1 protein-coding gene is annotated in these 1,062 nt (G+C 47.2%); it reads left to right on the top strand.

The window, feature by feature from the left end; genetic code table 11:
• Positions 1–896: 3-hydroxyacyl-CoA dehydrogenase family protein (locus KIV40_RS33755; RefSeq protein ID WP_285353791.1), on the top strand; the 896-nt coding region annotated here is incomplete at its 5' end.
• Between the last annotated feature and the right edge of the window lie 166 nt (positions 897–1,062).

The raw sequence follows: 1,062 nt of genomic DNA, 5'->3' as shown, positions 1-1,062 counted from the left end.
AGATGGTTGCAGATATTGAAGAGAACGCGAAGCCAGAGACTATCTTCGCTACTAATACTTCTTCGCTACCGATCCATAAGATCGCTGAGAAAGCAGAGCGCCCAGAGAATGTTGTTGGTCTTCACTACTTTAGTCCTGCTGAGAAGATGCCATTGGTTGAGGTAATCCCTCACGAAGGTACGTCTGAGCAAACTATTTCAACGGTCGTGGCGCTGGCGAAAAAGCAAGGCAAGACCCCGATCGTTGTAAAAGATAGAGCAGGCTTCTATGTAAACCGTATTCTTGCTCCATATATGAACGAAGCGGCGCATCTGCTATTGGCGAATGAGCCGATTGAGAAGCTCGACAGTGCACTGCTTGATTTTGGCTTCCCGGTTGGTCCAATTACGCTATTGGATGAGGTGGGTGTCGATATTGGCGCGAAGATCATGCCGATTCTTGTTAATGAGCTTGGAGAGCGTTTCCAAGGGCCAGATGTGTTCGACGTGTTGTTGAATGACAATCGTAAAGGCCGTAAGAGCGGTAAAGGCTTCTATACCTACATAGGTAAGAATAAAGAAGTCGATAAGTCGGTTTACAAGCTGCTGAAACTTCAGCCAGATCCTAAATTGAGCGATAACGATATTGCGATGCGTTGTGTGCTACCAATGCTGAATGAGGCCGTTCGCTGTCTTGATGAAGGCATTATCCGTAGCCCTCGTGATGGTGATATCGGTGCTATCTTCGGTATTGGTTTCCCTCCATTCCTCGGCGGTCCGTTCCGTTATATGGATCTGATTGGCGTTAAGGCACTGGTAGATATGATGAACGACTTCGCTGTGAAATACGGTGATCGCTTTGCACCGTGTGATGGCCTACTGACTCGCGCAGGCTTGGATGAGCCGTTCTATAAGTAAGATGAACTGAGTTGATGACAAAGCCCGTATCACGTTGAGATACGGGCTTTTTGTTTTAGGAGGAACACGACCAGAAGAATGAGATTCCCGACTCAGTCGTACTTCCTTCTCGGGAATGACGAGGAACGATACTAATTGGTAGTCTAAGTGAGTTCTATGGAAGAAG

It is taken from the genome of Vibrio sp. D173a (genome assembly GCF_030248475.1).
The sequence above is the reverse complement of the archived record's forward strand: the minus strand, read 5'-3'. Positions and strand labels throughout refer to the sequence as shown.